Below are 18,442 nucleotides of genomic sequence, written 5' to 3' on the forward strand. Positions count from 1 at the left end.
TAGTTTTATTTTTATCAACTTAAAATTGAAACGATAAAACCAACATATTCAAAATACTAATTGTTCTAATAACTATAATTATTTTTGATGTTGAAGGTGGCATACAACCATAACAGTGAATACATATTATCCATGAAAAGCTATAATGTTTGCTTAAAAGATACGGTTAATACCTTTACCAAACGTCTCTTCTATTCGTTGTTCGATTGTGAACAAGAAAAAGAACACCAGGCGTATTTGGGTGACACGTTTTTAAAAATACTTTCTGCTTTAGAGATTGAAAACGGAGAAGCAATTTGGAAAAGTTTTAAAGCAGAACTTCCAGAAATAAGAGAAAAATTAGATTTAGATGCTATTGCTTTTGAACAAAATGACCCAGCGTCACATTGTTTACAAGAAATTTATTTAGCATATCCTGGGTTTCATGCCATTTCTATTTACCGCTTAAGTCATGCGCTTTACAAAAGAGATGTTTATATTCTACCAAGGATGATGAGTGAATATATTCATGGTATTACGGGTATAGATATTCATCCAGGAGCCACTATTGGCGAGTCGTTTTATATCGATCATGGAACAGGGATTGTTGTAGGAGAAACAGCGATTATTGGTAAGGATGTAAAGATATATCAAGGGGTAACACTGGGAGGTGTTTCAATATCTAAGAGTTTAGCCAAAACAAAGCGTCACCCAACTATTGAAGATGGTGTATGCATTTATGCTAATGCTACAGTTTTAGGAGGCGATATTGTTATTGGTGCAAACAGTACTATTGGTGCCAATGTTTGGATTACAGAATCTGTTCCTGAAAACTCGTTAGTAACGTATCAAACAGAAATTAAAATAAGACCGAAAAAGAATGGCATACGAGAATAGTATTATTGGCCAGATTGGAAATACACCTTTAGTGGAAGTAACGCACTTGCTTAATAAAGATGGTGTAAAACTGTTTTTAAAATTAGAAGGCAATAACCCTGGAGGAAGTGTAAAAGACAGACCTGCATTTAATATGATTAATGAAGCTTTAAAGCGCGGTGATATTAAAAAGGGAGGTACTCTTGTTGAAGCTACAAGCGGAAATACAGGTATTGCTTTGGCGTTTATTTCAAAGCTTTTAGGTTTGAATATGGTGTTGATTATGCCTGAGAATTCAACTGAGGAGCGTGTAAAAACCATGCGTGCTTATGGTGCTGAGGTTATTTTAACACCTGCAGATGTTGGTATTGAAGGGTCTAGAGATTTAGCCTTTAAGTTAAGAGATGAAAAAGGTTATACACTTTTAAATCAGTTTGAAAATGATGATAACTGGAAAGCGCATTATAAAACTACAGGTCCTGAGATTTGGAGAGATACCAAAGGTAAGATTACACATTTTGTAGCGACGATGGGAACTACAGGAACGATTATGGGCACCTCTCGGTTTTTGAAAGAACAGAATCCAGATATTCAAATTGTGGGTGCACAACCTGCTGATGGAGCCAGAATTCCAGGGATTAGAAAATGGTCACCAGATTATGTGCCTAAGTTTTTCGATCGCTCAAGAGTAGATACAGTAATAGATGTGTCAGAAGAAGATGCGAAATCAACTACTATAAAATTAGCCAAAGAAGAGGGTGTTTTTGCAGGCATGAGTAGTGGTGGATCTATGTATTGTGCTTTAAAAACCGCAGAATCAATTAACGAAGGTGTAATCGTTGCAATTATTTGTGATAGAGGTGATCGTTATTTGTCATCGTCATTGTTTGAATAAAAAGATAAATTTTTAAGGATAAGAAAAATATAGTTGTTATTTTTGTCCTCAGTTCATAAACGTACTAAAAGTTATCAAGAAAGGTAGAGGGATTAGACCCGATGAAACCTTGGCAACCCTTTATCTTTTAAAGAAGGTGCTAAATTCTACTAATACAATTTGTATTGGAAAGATAACGAAAAGTGAATTCCATACTTTTCTTGATGACATTTTAGATAACAAATAAAAAATGTCAAACATACATAAAGCTTTACAAGCACGAATTTTAGTTTTAGACGGTGCCATGGGTACCATGCTACAAGCGTATAAATTTACTGAGGAAGATTTTAGAGGCGAACGCTTTAAAGATTATCCAACACCACTACAGGGTAATAACGATTTGTTGTCGCTCACCCAACCAGAAGCTATTAAAACCATTCATGGTAAGTATTTTGAGGTTGGCGCAGATATTGTGGAAACCAATACCTTTTCGGGAACTACCATTGCTATGGCCGATTACCAAATGGAAGATTTGGTATATGAGTTAAATTATGAGTCGGCTAAAATAGCTAGAGAAGTAGCTGATGAATTTACAGCTAAAGAGCCCCACAAACCGCGTTTTGTTGCAGGTTCTATTGGGCCAACAAACCGTACAGCAAGCATGTCGCCCGATGTAAACGATCCTGGATATCGTGCCGTAACTTTTGATGAATTACGTATTGCATACAAGCAGCAAATTGAAGCATTAGTAGATGGTGGTGTAGATTTATTACTAGTTGAAACCGTGTTTGATACGTTAAATGCTAAAGCCGCTTTGTTTGCTATTGAAGAGGTGAAGGCAGAGCGTAATATTGATATTCCAATCATGTTAAGTGGTACGATTACAGATGCTTCTGGAAGAACCTTATCTGGACAAACAGCCGAGGCTTTTTTAATTTCGGTATCGCATGTACCATTGTTGTCTGTTGGGTTTAATTGTGCTTTAGGTGCAAATTTATTACAACCGCATTTAGAGGCGATTGCTAATAAAACAGACTTTGCTATTTCTGCACATCCAAACGCTGGTTTACCTAATGCTTTTGGAGAATACGATGAAACGCCAGAAGAAATGGGTGCACAAATTGAAGAATATTTAAAGAAAAATTTAATAAATATTATTGGAGGTTGTTGTGGTACGAGTCCCGAACATATTAAGGTAATTGCAGATATTGCGGCTAAGTATAAACCGCGTCGTTATGCTGAAGTTGTTTCAGTATGATATAAAATGAATGAAACATATAAAATAATAATAAGAAAAACAGTTCCTAATAATCTTGATAAGATTGTAGATCTTGAAAAAAAGGATAGTCAGTATGTTCAAGAATATAGTAAAGCTGAGCATCAAAATATAATAGAAGAAGAACTCCATTTATCTATAATCGAAAAGAAAAGCGAAGCTTTAATTGGATATATAATATTAGTAGGAACATTTAGTAAAAATAGAATTATTGAATTTAGAAGAATAGTTGTTGATAAAAAAGGTCTAGGCTATGGAAAGGATGCAATTAAGTTGATAAAACAAATTTGTTTTACTCAATTGAAAGCAAAACAAATTTGGCTAGATGTTTATGAAGACAATTTAAGAGCGATTAAGCTATATCAATCGTTAGGTTTTAAAAAAGATGAAGTTAAAACTGTTGCTGGCCGAAAGTTGTGGATCATGTCATCATATCAATTATGATTTTAAAAAGTAGCGCATAGTAAAATTGAAAAGAATTTTTTTCAAACTGTTTATATTAGTTGAGCACTATAAATAATGAAAGTAAAACAAACCAAATACATGAAATTGTCGGGGTTAGAACCACTAATCCTAAACGAAAACAGCAATTTTATAAATGTAGGAGAGCGTACTAATGTTGCGGGATCTCGAAAGTTTCTGCGTTTGATTAAAGAAGAAAAATTTGATGAGGCATTAGACATCGCAAGGCATCAAGTAGATGGTGGCGCACAAATTGTCGACATTAATATGGACGATGGTTTGATAGATGGAAAAGAAGCCATGGTACGTTTTCTAAACTTAATTGCTGCAGAGCCAGATATTTGTCGTGTTCCTATGATGATCGATTCCTCAAAATGGGAAATCATTGAAGCAGGTCTTCAAGTTGTGCAAGGAAAATGCGTTGTAAATTCAATTTCACTTAAAGAAGGCGAAGAAAAATTCATTTGGGAAGCTACCCAAATTAAGCGCTATGGTGCTGCGGTAATTGTTATGGCATTTGATGAAGTTGGGCAAGCCGATAATTATGAGCGCCGTATAGAAATAGCAAAACGTTCGTATGATATTTTAGTGCATAAAGTTGGTTTTCCTTCAGAAGATATCATATTCGATTTAAATATTTTCCCTGTAGCAACAGGAATGGAAGAACACCGTAGAAACGCTATAGATTTTATTGAAGCCACACGATGGGTTCGTGAAAACCTAGAAAATGTTTCGGTTAGTGGTGGTGTAAGCAACGTATCCTTTTCGTTTAGAGGAAACAATACCGTTCGCGAAGCTATGCACTCTGTGTTTTTGTATTATGCCATTCAAAATGGTATGAATATGGGTATTGTAAATCCTGCCATGTTGGAGGTTTATGATGATATTCCAAAAGATTTATTAGAGCATGTTGAGGATGTAATTTTAGACAGACGTGACGATGCAACCGAACGCCTACTAGATTTCGCCGAAACTGTTAAAGGTTCAGCAAAAGAACGTACAGTTGATTTATCGTGGCGCGAAAACCCGTTACAAGATAGAATTACACATGCTTTAGTAAAAGGACTTGATGCCTTTATTATTGAAGATATTGAAGAGGCACGAGTAGCTGCAAACAAACCTATTGAAGTCATTGAAGGAAACTTAATGATAGGTATGAATGTGGTGGGCGATTTATTTGGCGCAGGCAAAATGTTTTTGCCCCAAGTGGTAAAATCTGCCCGTGTGATGAAAAAGGCAGTAGGGTATTTAAATCCGTTTATTGAAGCTGAAAAATCAGATAAGTCGGAGCCTGTTGGCAAAATACTTATGGCAACCGTAAAAGGCGATGTGCACGATATTGGTAAAAACATTGTAAGTGTTGTACTAGCTTGTAATAACTACGAAATCGTAGATTTAGGGGTTATGGTGCCGCCAGAAAAAATTATAGAAACCGCTATTGCAGAGCGTGTTGATGCTATTGGATTGTCTGGATTAATTACGCCATCGCTTGATGAAATGGTATATCTCGCCAAAGAGATGCAAAACAAAAATTTAGAAGTACCACTATTAATTGGTGGTGCTACAACATCAAAAGCGCACACAGCAGTAAAGATTGATACGCAATATAAAAATGCGGTAGTACACGTTAATGATGCATCTAGAGCCGTAACGGTTGTGGGCGATTTGTTAAATAAGAAAACATCAAATGCTTATGTGGCAAAAATGAAAGCAGATTATGATGAATTTCGAACCAAGTTTTTAAAACGCGGTAAAGAGAAATCTTATATCTCTATTGAAGAAGCGAGAAAAAGAAAATATAAAATTGATTGGAATACGTCTGAAATTGTAAAACCTAAAGAATTAGGCGTTCAGGTGTTAAAGCAACTGAGTTTAAAAGCATTGTTGCCGTTTATAGATTGGAGTCCGTTTTTTAGAAGTTGGGATTTACATGGTAAATATCCAGATATTTTAACTGATAAGGTGGTTGGAGAGCAGGCTACACAATTGTTTGAAGATGCTGAAGACATGATACGACATATTATAGCAAAACAGCTATTAAAGCCTAAAGCGGTATTTGGGTTGTTTGAAGCGAATTCAATTAATGAAGATGATATTTCTGTTCAGAAAAAAGGTGAAGAAATTGCTGTTTTTAGAACATTGCGTCAGCAATTAAAAAAACGAGAAGGAATTCCAAATCATGCGTTAGCTGATTTTATTGCGCCAAAAGCGTCTGGAAAAACAGATTACATGGGTGCATTTTGTGTTGGGATTTTTGGAGCACAAGAATTAGCCGAAAGTTATAAAGCTAAAGATGACGATTACAATGCGATTATGGCACAGGCTATAGCAGATCGTTTTGCTGAGGCTTTTGCAGAGTATTTACATAAGCAAATTAGAACCAAGCATTGGGGATATGCCGCTGATGAAGATTTAACAAATCAAGATTTAATTAAGGAGAGTTACAAAGGCATTCGTCCTGCACCAGGATACCCTGCGTGCCCTGATCATTTGGAAAAGGAAACGATTTGGGAGTTATTGGAAGTTGAGAAATTAATAGGCGTTACGCTAACCGAAAGTTTAGCGATGTGGCCAGCAGCAGCTGTTTCGGGATATTATTTTGGTAATCCTGAGGCTAAATATTTTGGGTTAGGTAAAATTACCGACGATCAATTAATGGATTATGCCGAAAGAAAAGGCATAACCAAAGAAAAAGCAAGAAAGTGGTTGCACCCTAATTTGGCAGGATAGCCCGCGTTAGGGATTGAACGGCATGTTTGAAATCCCCGACGTAGAAGGGATTGAGTAGTGAAAGCCCGACCCTTGAGGGGAACGCAAAAAATAAAATAAGAGTATTAATGAGATTCTCGTTTTTTATGGGAATGACAAAAGATAAAGATGAAGGTAACAGACCACATAGATAAAGCTAACGGAAAAACGTTGTTTTCGTTTGAAATTATACCACCGCAGAAAGGGAAAAATATTCAAGAGTTATATGATAATATTGATCCGTTAATGGAGTTTAATCCCCCGTTTATTGATGTTACTACCTCTCGTGAAGAGTATGTGTATATTGAAAAAGAGGGATTGTTTGATAAGAAGATTACTAGAATGCGACCTGGTACTTTAGGTATTTGCGCAGCTATTAAACATAAATACAATGTGGATACGGTACCTCATGTTTTATGTGGTGGTTTTACTAAAGAGGAAACGGAATATTTGCTAGTGGATTGCCATTATTTGGGTATTAATAATGTTATGGCTTTGCGTGGTGATGCTATGAAGGGAGAACAATATTTTAAGGCTACAAGAGGAGGGCATTCTTATGCTACACAACTTGTAAATCAAATACAAAATTTAAACTCTGGAAAGTATTTACATGGTGTTATAGATGTTGATGATAAAGCTGATTTCTGTATAGGTGTTGCTGGGTATCCTGAAAAGCACTTAGAGGCTCCATCGTTACAAACGGATTTAAAACGATTAAAAGAGAAGGTGGATGCTGGTGCAGATTATGTGGTTACGCAGATGTTTTTTGATAACCAGAAGTATTTTGAGTTTGTTGAAGCTGCGAAGAAAGCCGGTATTCATGTGCCTATTATTCCGGGGATTAAACCTATTGCTGTTAAAAGACATTTGCAATTATTACCTCAGGTTTTTAGAATAGATATTCCTGAAACTTTAATTTCTGAAGTTGAGAATTGTAAAACGAATAAAGAGGTACGTCAAGTAGGTATCGAGTTTGCTATCGAGCAATCTAAAGAGTTGTTGGACGCTGGTGTCCCCGTGTTGCATTACTACTCTATGGGGAAAAGTGATAATATTAAAGCGATTGCATCAGAGTTGTTTTAATAATTACATTACTTTTACAGGGTAAAACCTATTTATGCGCCAAATATTTTTATGTGTTTTTTGTTTAGCATTTAGCTTGTCTTTTGCTCAGGATAAGAACCACACATCGTATGTAGATGTTAATTATTTTCAGGGTAATATTGCACTACATAATAATGAAATACTACATTTAATTCAAGGACACCCTGACGGTGTTATTTTGAGTTGGAATAAAAAAACATACGGTTTTGAAGATTGGGAGCAGCGTTTTAATTATCCAGATTATGGTGTGTCTTTTGCTTATCAAGATATGAAGAATCCTGTTTTAGGAGACAATTATTCACTTTACGCACATTATAATTTTTATTTTTTTAAGCGAAATTTAATGTTTAGAATTGGACAAGGGATGTCTTACAATACCAACCCTTATAACCGAGAAACCAATTTTAAGAATGTAGCATTTGGTACTAAATTTGGAAGCAGTACTTATGTGATGCTTAATTATAAAAAAGAGCGAATAATTGATAGGTTTGGTTTGCAAGCGGGGTTTTCTTTAATTCATTATTCGAACGCTAATGTGAAATCACCTAATAACGGAACCAATTCAATTACCTTTAATATTGGTGTAAATTATAATTTGCAAGATTCAGACTTGGAATACCAAAATACTTTAGATAAAAAAGCAGATCAGGAATTTTCAGAACCTATTAAGTATAATTTAGCTTTTAGAGCAGGAATAAATGAAAGTGATGTGGTTGGTAGTGGGCAATATGCTATGTATGTGGTTTCTGCTTATGCGGATAAACGTATTAATAAATCTAGTGCGTTACAGGTTGGTACCGATATATTCTTTTCTAATTTTTTAAAGGAACTTATTTATTACAGAAGTGTGGCGTTTCCTGATGCTGGTGTTACAGGAGATGAAGACCATAAGCGTGTAGGAGTTTTTGCCGGTCATGAACTATTTATAAATAAAACATCTTTATTAACCCAACTTGGGTATTATGTATACTACCCTTTTGATTTTGAGGGTAGAACGTATTTTAGGATTGGTTTAAAACGTTATGTTTACAAAAAATGGTATGGAGCTTTAACACTTAAATCTCATGGTGCCAAAGCTGAAGGTGTTGAATTTGGAATAGGCATTAGATTATAAATTAAAAGAATGGAACAAAGATTAACCATTATTGGACTGGGAGTTGATGATTTGCAAATGGCTTCAGATTTTTATGAGCATAAATTTGGATGGAAGAAAACAAAGTCTAGTAATGAAAACATTGTTTTTTTTCAAATGAATGGGATGTTACTATCGCTTTACCCTCGAGAGAAATTAGCTGAAGATGCTACTGTGAATCCTAAAGGTTCTGGTTTTAAGGGTTTTACTATGGCTTATAATACGAGAACAAAAGCAGAGGTTGATGCGTTAATTGAAACACTTGAAAATAAAGGTGTGAAAATTGTAAAACGACCAGAGGAAGTATTCTGGGGAGGTTATAGTAGTTATGTTGCAGATATGGATGAAAACCTATGGGAAATAGCTTATAATCCGTTTTTACATATAGATGAAAACGGAAATGCAGTTGATGAATAACAAGACATGAAAACTTTAAAATACGTAGTACTTTTTATTTTTGTTTTTGCTTGTGATAGCGAAGATGCAGGGGATTGTTTTCAAAAAGCGGGAACTATTATTAAGGAAGAAGTAGTTGTTTCTAGTTTTGACAAAATTCTCGTAAATCGTGATGTGGAACTTATTTTGAAAGAAGATGTAAACCAAAGCGTCATCATTGAAACTGGAAAGAATTTATGGAATGATGTTAGTGCTGAGGTTGTTGATGGTAGATTGATTTTAACAGATAATAATACTTGTAATTATGTAAGAGATTATGGTATTACAAAAATATATGTAACGGCTCCAAATATCACTGAGATTAGGAGTTCAACACAATATGATATTCGTTCGGATGGCGTGTTAACGTATCCTGATTTAACTGTTTTATCTGAGGATTTTGGTGCTCAAGGAACCTTTAATGTAGGTGATTTTAGATTACAAATTGACAATATAAGTTTTAGATTGGTTTTTAATAATCTCTCTGTAGCTTATGTTTCTGGAGAAACGGAAAATTTGAGTGTAACCTTTGCTGCTGGGACTTCCAGATTTGAAGGGCGTAATTTAATAGCTGAGAATGTTAGTGTTTCTAACAGAGGATCCAACGACATGATTGTAAATCCACAGCAAGAAATTAAAGGTATAATTTCAGGAATAGGCGATGTTATTTCTGTGAACCAACCTCCAATTGTTGATGTTGAAGAAGTTTACAGAGGACGATTAATTTTCGAATAACTTTACTGATTGTTTGGCTATTTCTAGTTCTTCATTTGTTGGGATTACTAATATTTTAACCTTGGAGTTTTCTTTGTTAATAACAGTTAATTTATCTGGTCTAACTTTGTTTTTTTCTATGTCAAGATTGATACCTAGATAGTCTAAATCTTCGCACACGCGTTGCCTCATATCAATAGAGTTTTCACCTATTCCAGCTGTAAAAACAATAGCATCTAACCCATTTAAAATCGCAGCATAACTTCCAATGTATTTTTTTATGCGATAGGCATTCATTTGTAATGCTAATTGGCAAGATTTATTTCCTTTTTCGGCTTCAGCTTGAATATCTCTTAAATCGCTAAATCCTGTGAGCCCTAACATTCCACTTTTCTTTTGGAGTAGTGTATTGATTTCGCTAAGACTATAACCAAATTTATCAGCTAAATGAAATATAATAGACTGGTCTATGTCGCCTGAACGTGTTCCCATAATCAATCCATTTACAGGAGAAAATCCTAGAGAATGGTCGATACTTTTTCCATCTTTAATCGCAGTCATGCTACAACCATTTCCTAAGTGAATAGTGATGATTTTTGAATGCCCTTTACCTAAAAACTCGATAGTTTTCTCAGAAACATATTTATGACTGGTGCCGTGGAATCCATATAACCGAATGTTGTGCTCATCTGAAAACTTATTTGGGATAGCATATTTATAAGCATATTCTGGAATAGATTGGTGGAATGCCGTATCAAAAACAGCAACTTGTTTAGCATTTGGAAAAATAGCTTCAGCTACTTCAATACCTTCCAAATTAGCAGGATTATGCAAAGGAGCTAAAGAGGATAATGTTTTAATTTTATCTTTTACAGTTGGTGTAACCTCTGTAGTATCTGTAAAATGTTTTCCACCATGTACCACACGATGTCCAACAATATTTATGTCATCTGTGGATTTTATAATACCAGTTTCGTTATTCAATAATTGTTTTGAAAGTATTTCTAAACCTATTTTATGATTTGGAATAGCTTGAACAACTTTAATAGAGTCTTTATCTGTTTTGAAGCTAAATATAGCATCATCTAAACCAATACGCTCAATAATTCCAGAGCATAAAATAGTAGCTTCTGGCATATAGAATAATTGAAATTTTAAAGAAGAACTTCCTGAGTTTAAAACAAGTACTTGCATATTAAATATCTTGAGCTTGAATGGCGGTTATTATAACGGTACTGTAAATATCATCAGCAGTACAGCCTCTGCTTAAATCATTTACGGGTTTGTTTAGGCCTTGAAGCATAGGGCCAATTGCCAAGGCGCCAGTTTCACGTTGTACTGCTTTATAGGTATTGTTTCCTGTATTTAAATCAGGAAAAATTAAAACACTTGCTTGTCCTGCAACTTCAGAATCGGGTAATTTGCTTTTCCCAATACGCATATCTACTGCAGCATCATATTGAATGGGGCCTTCAATTTTTAAATTAGGTGCTTTTGCTTTTGCAATTTCGGTTGCTTTTCTAACGCGTTCTACATCTTCACCTTTTCCAGAAGCACCTGATGAGTAAGATAACATGGCTACTTTAGGCTCAACACCAAAATCTTCAGCAGATTTAGCAGATGATATTGCAATTTCAGCTAATTGTTCTGCATTTGGATTTGGGTTAATAGCGCAATCTCCAAAAATGGATACGCGATCTTCTAAACACATAAAGAATACAGAAGACACAATATTTACACCAGGTTTTGTTTTTATAAATTGTAATGCTGGTCTAAGTGTGTGAGCTGTTGTATGTACTGCACCAGAAACCATGCCATCTGCATGCCCTTTATAAATCATCATGGTGGCAAAATAAGACACATCAGACATAGCATCTCTAGCCATATCCAAATTCACATTTTTATGTTTTCTTAATTCATAAAACGTTTCAACATAATCTTTAAAATGTGGAGATTTTTGTGGTGAAACAATACTAATATCATTTAAATTTAGTGGGATATCTAATTTTTCAACACGTTCTCTGATTTTATCCTCATCTCCAATTAAAGTTAAATCTACCACATGAGCATCAATCAATCTAGTAGAAGCTCGTAAAATTCGTTCGTCATAACCTTCAGGAAGCACAATGTGCTTTTTGTCTTTTAAAGCGCGCTGTAATAGATTGTATTGAAACATTCTTGGTGTAAAAATACCAGACTCAAATGTTATTAAATCATTAGAAAGTTTATCAGTATCTACATGTTTTTCAAATGTAGCGATTGAAGTTTCTATTTTTTCAGTGTTTTCGGCATAAATTCTAGAACGAATCTTTCCAATTTTATTAGTTACATGAAACGTTCCTTGATTAACACTAATAATTGGGACTACGCTAGAAAGCCCTTCTATAAGTTTCATAATAGAATCTTCTGGAACTAATCCGCCTGTTAAAATAATACCCGAAATTTTAGGGTAGTTTTTAGAAATATTTGCTTGAAGTGCTCCTAAAATAATATCGGCTCTGTCGCCTGGAGTAATAACAAGTGCGTTTTCCTTTAGATGCGTTAAATAATTACGGAGTTGCATAGCACCAACACTAAAGTTTTCAGACTGATTGTTAATCATATCTTCACCAAATAAGAACCTGCCTTTTAGGTTTTTTACAATTTCTTTAATTGTTGGGCTTGCTAGACTTTTAATTTTGGGGATAACCGTAATATCAGTTCCGCTATTAATACGTCCTTTTAAAAGGGACTTTAATTCAGAAACATTATCTGGGTTAATTTTGTTAGTCATTATGGAAAGCACATCAACTTCTTCTTTGAAGGTGTCATGAGCTAACTGAACATTGTCTACAATTTCATCAAGTGGTTTTCCATCTCCTTGAGAAACTATTATGGCAGGTAATCCTAAGTTTTTAGAAATTAAAAGGTTGATATCTAATTCTAAACTGGAATTTTCATGAGAAAAATCGGTGCCTTCAACTAAAATAATATCAAAACGTTCTTCAAGGTATTTGTATTTCTTTATAATCTCATCTATAACATCACCAGATTTTCCTTTGTTATATAAATCTAATACTTGACTCCTTGTGAAGGCGTATGTTTTTTTATAGTTAATATCTATTTCAAAGTATGAGACTACCGTGTTTATGTGGTTATCCATTTCACCTGCTTTGGTGTCTTCAATTATAGGTCTGAAATAACCAACTTTAGCAGTTTTTCCTAATAACATCCGCATTAATCCCAGTACGACAACAGATTTACCACTATTGGGTTCTATAGTTGCTACATAAATTCCTTTACTCATTTTTAATGTTTTGTAGGTTACAAAATAGTTTTACTAATATCTTTTAGCAAATTAACTATGCTTTTTACTAAATAACACAGCAAAATTAATATCTTCCAAACCTTAGTAAGATGATATTTATCATACTTCAAAATAAAATCAAAAAATTAATAAAACGACAACGACATCGTTTTTTTATTTCGAAGTTAATTCACTAAAAAGTGTTTCTAGACTTGTGTTTTTTTGATTTAGTTGTAAAATTTTTAATTGATTGTCATGTGCAAAATCAAATACATAAGAGCGCATGTCTTCAGAGGTTTTAAACGTGATTTCATAAACAAAGTCATGAGTGTTTACCACTGTTGTAACTTTGGGTAGTTTAAGTAAAAAGGCGTCTTCAACTCTATAATCAAACTCAACAATAACCACTTGTTCTTTCTCATCGCGTAAGTCTTTTAATTTTTTATCAGCAACAATTTTGCCTTTATTTATAATAATAACACGGTCGCACATAGCTTCCACCTCTTGCATGATATGTGTAGATAGAAATACGGTTTTTGTTTTCCCGATGGTTTTAATTAAATTTCGAATATCAATCAATTGATTTGGGTCTAAACCCGTTGTAGGTTCATCTAAAATTAAAACCTCAGGATCATGTAAAAGGGCATTGGCTAAACCAACACGTTGGCGATAACCTTTTGATAGTTGTCCAATTTTTTTATGCGATTCGGGTATGAGTCCAGTTAAATCAATTACTTCATTAATGCGTTGTTTGCTTACACCATATATATTGGCATTAAAGGTTAGATACTCTTTAACATACTGATCTAAGTATAGTGGGTTGTGTTCTGGAAGATATCCAACACTTTGCTGCACCTCTTTGGCATTGGTGTTTACATCATAACCATTTACTTTAGTAGTACCGTTGCTGGCGGTTAAATAGGTCGTTAAAATTTTCATCATCGTAGATTTACCAGCACCGTTAGGTCCTAAAAAACCAACTACTTCTGGTTTATCAACTTTAAAAGAGATGCTATTTAAAGCTTTTTGCTTACCATAAGCTTTTGAAACATCATGAACTTCAATAGACATATTTAAAATAATTTGCTCAAAAATAATTGAATAACTAACGTAATGGTAGATTTACTATAAAATCTTTAAAATTTTTTAGAAAAATAAAAAAAAGGTTTTATAGTATTTTGATTTCTTAAAATAATAATTACTTTAGCCGTGTAATTATGAGAACAACAGCATATTATACATATTTTAACTTTTTTTATTTCTTTTTTAGCAAAGAAATCGAGACGTTGTATGTATAGTTGAAGAACAATATATTTTAATGCAAGTCTCGATGAAAATCGAGACTTTTTTTTGTTTAACTATTGGTAAAGCAAATACGAAGTAAAGTAATTTGAATTAATAACTGAATTTTGATAAAAACAGTAGCCATACAAGGTGTAAGAGGATCATTTCATCACATCGTATCTCAGGAGTTTTTTAACAAACCTGTAGATAGTATTGAGTGTATGACATTTGATAGGGTGGTAGATGCTTTAAGCAATAAAGAATGTGATGCTGCAATTATGGCTCTGGAGAATTCTATTGCGGGTTCAATAATTCCTAATTATGCATTAATTGACAAATATGGTTTGCATATTGTTGGTGAGCATTATTTAGATATTCAGCATAATTTAATGGCATTGCCAAATCAAAGTATTGAAGAGATTAAAGAGGTATACTCGCATCCTATGGCTTTGTTACAATGTAAAGAGTTTTTTAAAAAGCACCCTCATATTAAATTAGTTGAGGACAAGGATACTGCAGAGGTTGCTGAACGTATTTCTAAAAATCAAACAACAGGTGTTGCTGCTATTGCTAGTGTAACTGCTGCAGAAATTTTTGATTTGAATATTTTAGCACATAGCATCCAGACTATAAAACATAATGAAACGCGTTTTGTAATTGTTAAACGAACCAATTCTGAAGTCCCAGAACTAGAAATTAATAAAGCGTCAATAAAATTTGAGGCTAACCACAAGCGTGGAAGTTTGGCTACGATATTAAATGTAATGAGCGATTGTAAATTAAATTTAACTAAAATTCAGTCATTACCAATTGTTGAAACACCATGGAAGTATGCTTTTTTTGTGGATGTTACGTTTGAAACTTATGACAGTTTTAAGAAGGCTAAATCTGTTATAGATATTATGGGAGAAGGGTTTAAAGTTTTAGGAGAATATAAAAATGCGAAGTTATGATTGAGGTTGCAAATAGATTGCAAACGGTTGAAGAATATTACTTTTCAAAAAAATTAAGAGAGGTTAATTTGCTGATTGCAAATGGTAAGCCTATCATTAATTTAGGTATAGGTAGTCCAGATTTACAGCCACCAAAAAAGGTGCTATCTGCAATTTCTGCGAGTTTTGAGAATCCTATTGCGCACAAATATCAAAGTTATCAAGGGCTTCCTGAACTTAGAGATGCAATTTCTAGATTTTATAAAGAACATTTTTCGGTAAACTTAAGTTCGGGTACAGAAATTTTGCCTTTAATGGGAAGTAAGGAGGGTATTATGCATATTTCTATGACCTATTTAAATGCGGGTGATGAGGTGCTAATTCCTAACCCTGGATATCCAACATACCAATCAGTTACCAAATTGGTTGAAGCAAAAGGAGTTTTATATGAATTGGATGAGGCAAATAATTGGATGCCAGATTTTAAAGCTCTAGAAAATTTAGATTTAAGTAAAGTGAAATTGATGTGGGTAAACTACCCACACATGCCAACTGGAGCAAAACCAAGTAAAACAGTTTTTGAAGAGCTAGTAGCCTTTGGAAAGCGGAATAATATTTTAATAGTAAATGATAATCCATACAGTTTTATATTAAATGATAACCCAACAAGTATTTTAAGTGTTGAGGGCGCCAAAGAGGTGTGTTTAGAATTAAATTCTTTAAGCAAAACTTTTAATATGGCGGGTTGGCGTGTAGGTATGGTTATGGGAGCAAGCGAGCATATTAGTAATATTTTGAAGGTAAAGAGCAATATGGATTCTGGTATGTTTTATGGCATACAAAAGGGTGCTATAGAGGCTTTAAAATGCTCGAATATGTGGTTTGCAACTTTAAATAATGTATATAAACAACGTAGGGATTTAGTATGGAAATTAGCTGATGCGCTTAATTGTACTTATGATAAAGAAGCGTCTGGACTTTTTGTTTGGGCTAAGTTACCTGCTTATTTAAAAGCTGAAGAGTTTATAGATTTAGTATTGAAGGAGAATCATATTTTTATTACACCAGGAACCATTTTTGGTACTAAAGGTGAAGGTTATATTAGGTTTTCTTTGTGCGCATCAACTGAAGTTTTAGAAGAAGCCTTAGCAAGAGTAAAATAGTATGAAAAATATATACGCCATAGGAGTCGGTTTAATTGGAGGGAGTCTTGCTATTGATATCAAGAAGCAAAACCCAGATGTGGTTATTCATGGTATAAGTAGAAAAGATACTACGTTAAATACCGCTTTAGAATTAGGCTTAATTGATAAAAAGGCAACTTTGGAGGATATTAAAGACGCTGATTTAGTAATTGTGTCTATCCCTGTTGATGCTACAGTGAAATTGTTGCCAACTATTTTAGATAAAATATCAGATACTGGTTTGGTAGTTGATGCAGGTTCTACAAAAGAAGCGATTTGTAAGGTTGTTGAGAATCATCCGAAGCGAAGAAACTTTTTAGCGATGCACCCCATTGCAGGTACTGAACATTCTGGGCCAACAGCAGCTATTGAAGGTTTGTTTAAAGGGAAAACGAATATTGTTTGTGAGGTTGAAAAAACAACTTTTAAGTTGCAAGAAAAGGCTTTAAAGATGTTTACAGATATTGGAATGCGTATACGATATATGAATCCTGTGGAGCATGATAGACATATTGCATATGTATCGCACTTATCTCATATCAGTTCATTTATGTTGGGGAAAACAGTAATTGATAAAGAGAAAAATGAACGTGATATTTTTGATATGGCGGGTAGTGGATTTGCATCTACAGTACGTTTGGCTAAAAGTTCGCCAGAAATGTGGACGCCTATTTTTAAACAGAATAAAAGTAATGTTATAGAAACCTTAGAGGAATATATTAATAACCTTACGCATTTTAAAGAGTTAATGGCTGCTGATAATTTTGAAGCCATTTTTGAGGAGATGAAAAGTACCAATCATATAAAAGATATTTTGAATGGTATAATTTAGAAAGGTTTGAAAGCGGCCTTGGCAAGTAAACCCGCGTTAGGGATTGCAGAGGAAAGCCCACAGCGGAGGCACGGAGCGAGGACTTGTAACGGAAAGCCCGACCCTTGTGGTAACGCCCAAATAAATTGAACATAGAACAACAAAAATTAAATAGTAAACATAAAATAGCTTAAGCAGCTAAATATTAAGTAAAAATGGAAAACAATAAAGAAATGAGAACCTGGTTAGATGATTTAGGATTAGATCATCCGTTAGTAATAGCGGGTCCTTGTAGCGCAGAAACAGAAGAACAAGTTTTAAGAATAGCTCATGAGCTAAAAGACACAGATGTAAGCTATTTTAGAGCTGGTATTTGGAAACCAAGAACACGCCCAGGAAATTTTGAAGGTGTTGGTGCTTTAGGTTTAAAATGGTTGCAAAAAGTTAAGGAAGAAACTGGCATGAAGGTTTGTACTGAGGTGGCTAATGCAGCGCATGTAAAATTAGCTTTAGAGCATGATGTTGATTTATTATGGATTGGAGCCCGATCTACAGTTTCTCCATTTATTATGCAAGAAATAGCGGATGCTTTGCAAGGTACAGATAAGCCAGTTTTAATTAAAAACCCAGTAAACCCTGATTTATCTTTGTGGTTAGGTGGTATAGAAAGAATATACAGTTCTGGTGTTAAAAATATTGGTGCAATTCATAGAGGGTTTTCTACATATCAAAAAACGAAATATAGAAACATTCCAGAATGGCAAATGGCTATTGAGTTTCAAAATAGATTTCCAGATATTCCTTTAATTAACGATCCGTCTCATATTACAGGAAAGAGAGATATGGTTTTTGATGTGTCTCAAACGGCATTGGATTTAAATTTTGATGGGTTGATGATTGAAACGCATTACGATCCTGATAATGCTTGGAGTGATGCTGCACAACAGGTTACGCCTGCTACTTTGGTTCAAATCATGAAGGATTTGAAAATTAGAAAAGAGTCTAATCAAGAAGAAGAATATAATAGTGCACTTAATAATTTGAGAGCTCAGATTGATGTGGTTGATAACCAAATTATTGAATTGTTAGGGCAGCGTATGAAAGCCTCTGATGGTATTGGTGAGCTTAAAAAGAACAAAAATGTTGCTGTTTTACAGTCTAAACGCTGGAACGAGATTTTAGGCAAAATGGTACTTGAAGGCGAGCAACACGGGTTGAGCGAAGAGTTTATCTTAAGGATGTTTAAAGCGGTTCATCAAGAATCGATTAACCATCAAGAGAAGATTATTAATGGATAGTAAGAGTATCTATTATAAAAAAAGCCTCCATTTTTTGGAGGCTTTTT

The 18,442-nt window shown here is 34.1% G+C and carries 16 protein-coding genes and 1 riboswitch; of the genes, 13 read left to right on the forward strand and 3 right to left on the reverse strand.

Annotated features, from left to right (window positions below):
- Positions 1-132 precede the first annotated feature (132 nt).
- The 9 genes from epsC (at position 133) to Q0772_RS06960 (ending at position 9,621) form a co-directional block, all read left to right on the forward strand.
- Positions 133-876: a serine O-acetyltransferase EpsC gene (gene epsC / locus Q0772_RS06920; RefSeq protein ID WP_298341970.1), complete on the forward strand. Its 744-nt coding sequence runs from the start codon at positions 133-135 to the stop codon at positions 874-876.
- The gene (cysM, locus tag Q0772_RS06925; RefSeq protein ID WP_298341972.1) at positions 860-1,750 is read left to right on the forward strand and encodes a cysteine synthase CysM; all 891 of its coding nucleotides are present in this window, start codon (positions 860-862) and stop codon (positions 1,748-1,750) included. Before epsC ends, cysM begins: the two co-directional genes overlap by 17 nt.
- Positions 1,751-1,818: 68 nt before the next feature.
- Positions 1,819-1,929, forward strand: a riboswitch (SAM riboswitch).
- A 50-nt stretch (positions 1,930-1,979) separates the two neighbouring features.
- Positions 1,980-2,987 (forward strand): homocysteine S-methyltransferase family protein, encoded by a 1,008-nt coding sequence (locus Q0772_RS06930; RefSeq protein WP_298341975.1) that lies wholly within the window; start codon positions 1,980-1,982, stop codon positions 2,985-2,987.
- 6 nt (positions 2,988-2,993) lie between these two features.
- Positions 2,994-3,449, forward strand: a complete 456-nt coding sequence (locus tag Q0772_RS06935) for a GNAT family N-acetyltransferase (protein ID WP_298341977.1) — start codon at positions 2,994-2,996, stop codon at positions 3,447-3,449.
- 75 nt (positions 3,450-3,524) lie between these two features.
- On the forward strand, positions 3,525-6,197 hold the full coding sequence (metH, locus tag Q0772_RS06940; RefSeq protein ID WP_298341978.1) for a methionine synthase: 2,673 nt from the start codon (positions 3,525-3,527) through the stop codon (positions 6,195-6,197).
- A 147-nt stretch (positions 6,198-6,344) separates the two neighbouring features.
- On the forward strand, positions 6,345-7,298 hold the full coding sequence (metF, locus tag Q0772_RS06945; protein ID WP_298341980.1) for a methylenetetrahydrofolate reductase [NAD(P)H]: 954 nt from the start codon (positions 6,345-6,347) through the stop codon (positions 7,296-7,298).
- Positions 7,299-7,332: 34 nt separating this feature from the next.
- A complete protein-coding gene (locus Q0772_RS06950; protein ID WP_298341982.1) occupies positions 7,333-8,433 on the forward strand; it encodes an acyloxyacyl hydrolase in 1,101 nt (366 codons plus the stop codon).
- Between the two features lie 9 nt (positions 8,434-8,442).
- Positions 8,443-8,868, forward strand: coding sequence for a VOC family protein (locus Q0772_RS06955; RefSeq protein WP_298341984.1), 426 nt, complete (start codon positions 8,443-8,445; stop codon positions 8,866-8,868).
- Positions 8,869-8,874: 6 nt separating this feature from the next.
- A complete protein-coding gene (locus Q0772_RS06960; protein WP_298341986.1) occupies positions 8,875-9,621 on the forward strand; it encodes a head GIN domain-containing protein in 747 nt (248 codons plus the stop codon).
- Here the strand turns inward: Q0772_RS06960 and Q0772_RS06965 are convergent.
- From Q0772_RS06965 to gldA, 3 genes are all read right to left on the reverse strand, one after another.
- Positions 9,607-10,794: an acetate kinase gene (locus Q0772_RS06965; RefSeq protein WP_298341988.1), complete on the reverse strand. Its 1,188-nt coding sequence runs from the start codon at positions 10,792-10,794 to the stop codon at positions 9,607-9,609. The two genes, Q0772_RS06960 and Q0772_RS06965, sit on opposite strands and share 15 nt — an antisense overlap.
- A 1-nt stretch (position 10,795) precedes the next feature.
- Positions 10,796-12,886: a phosphate acetyltransferase gene (pta, locus tag Q0772_RS06970; RefSeq protein WP_298341991.1), complete on the reverse strand. Its 2,091-nt coding sequence runs from the start codon at positions 12,884-12,886 to the stop codon at positions 10,796-10,798.
- 174 nt (positions 12,887-13,060) lie between these two features.
- Complete coding sequence (gene gldA / locus Q0772_RS06975; RefSeq protein ID WP_298341993.1) at positions 13,061-13,957, reverse strand: gliding motility-associated ABC transporter ATP-binding subunit GldA; 897 nt, start codon at positions 13,955-13,957, stop codon at positions 13,061-13,063.
- A 338-nt stretch (positions 13,958-14,295) separates the two neighbouring features.
- On the opposite strand from gldA, the gene Q0772_RS06980 reads away from it, so the two are divergent.
- The 4 genes from Q0772_RS06980 (at position 14,296) to Q0772_RS06995 (ending at position 18,395) form a co-directional block, all read left to right on the forward strand.
- A complete protein-coding gene (locus tag Q0772_RS06980) occupies positions 14,296-15,123 on the forward strand; it encodes a prephenate dehydratase (RefSeq protein WP_298341995.1) in 828 nt (275 codons plus the stop codon).
- A complete protein-coding gene (locus Q0772_RS06985) occupies positions 15,120-16,265 on the forward strand; it encodes an aminotransferase class I/II-fold pyridoxal phosphate-dependent enzyme (RefSeq protein WP_298341997.1) in 1,146 nt (381 codons plus the stop codon). The genes Q0772_RS06980 and Q0772_RS06985 overlap by 4 nt, the downstream gene beginning before the upstream one ends.
- Position 16,266: 1 nt before the next feature.
- Positions 16,267-17,118, forward strand: a complete 852-nt coding sequence (locus Q0772_RS06990) for a prephenate dehydrogenase (protein WP_298341999.1) — start codon at positions 16,267-16,269, stop codon at positions 17,116-17,118.
- A gap of 194 nt (positions 17,119-17,312) precedes the next feature.
- On the forward strand, positions 17,313-18,395 hold the full coding sequence (locus Q0772_RS06995) for a bifunctional 3-deoxy-7-phosphoheptulonate synthase/chorismate mutase type II (protein WP_298342001.1): 1,083 nt from the start codon (positions 17,313-17,315) through the stop codon (positions 18,393-18,395).
- Positions 18,396-18,442 lie beyond the last annotated feature (47 nt).

This window comes from uncultured Algibacter sp. (assembly GCF_947490405.1).
In the GTDB taxonomy this organism is placed as follows: Bacteria; Bacteroidota; Bacteroidia; order Flavobacteriales; family Flavobacteriaceae; genus Algibacter_B.